General features: G+C 61.0%; 1 protein-coding gene and 1 pseudogene. Both read right to left on the reverse strand.

Annotated elements, in window-relative coordinates:
- The coding region (locus tag PEL01S_RS34240) for an AMP-binding protein (protein WP_164824395.1) at positions 1–287 on the reverse strand (287 nt) is incomplete at its 3' end.
- Between the two features lie 25 nt (positions 288–312).
- Positions 313–670, reverse strand: a pseudogene (locus PEL01S_RS34245) (AMP-binding protein); the annotation flags it as partial.

Genomic DNA, 670 nt, shown 5'->3' on the forward strand with positions numbered 1-670 from the left:
GTCGACCAGAACGACTTCACGACCTTCGTCGTCAGCGCCTCGCCGCCGATCACGTAATGCTTCGCACCAGCCGCTCCGCCGCTGGCCGCAGCCGCCTGCACCAGAATCGCCAAATATGTCGGCGTCGCATCCGTGATGTCAATGGCGTGCTCGCAGAAAAACTTCAGCAGCTTGTCCCCGTCCATCCGCGTCTCTTCCGGAACGATGTGCAGCGTCAATCCCAGCAGCAGCGCTCCGTAGATCGGCTTCACCGACATGTCAAACACGTACGGCGCCAGCTGCGCCATGTTCCTGTACTTCCGGATGCGCCGCATAGATCGGCTCGAACAAGCTCAGCGTAAAGTTCACCACGCTCCGCTGCTCGATCATGACCCCTTTCGGCTGGCCTGTCGTCCCTGACGTGTAGATCAGGTAGGCCAAATTATTCGCCGTGGATATCGGCTCCAGATTCGCGCCATCCTCCGGTGGGCCTTCGTACAGCCACGCTTCGTCCAGGCACAATACCTCGCCTCGGAACTCCACTGCTTTGGCCTGCTGCCAGCTTTGCGTCAGCAGCAGCTTCGCTCCGCTGTCTTCCAGCACGAAGCGAATCCGGTCCTCCGGATGCTGCGGATCGATCGGCACATACGCGCCGCCCGCTTTCAGCACCGCCAGCATCCCGACGATCATC

This window comes from Paenibacillus elgii NBRC 100335 (genome assembly GCF_004000865.1).
Classification (GTDB): Bacteria; Bacillota; Bacilli; order Paenibacillales; family NBRC-103111; genus Paenibacillus_G; species Paenibacillus_G elgii.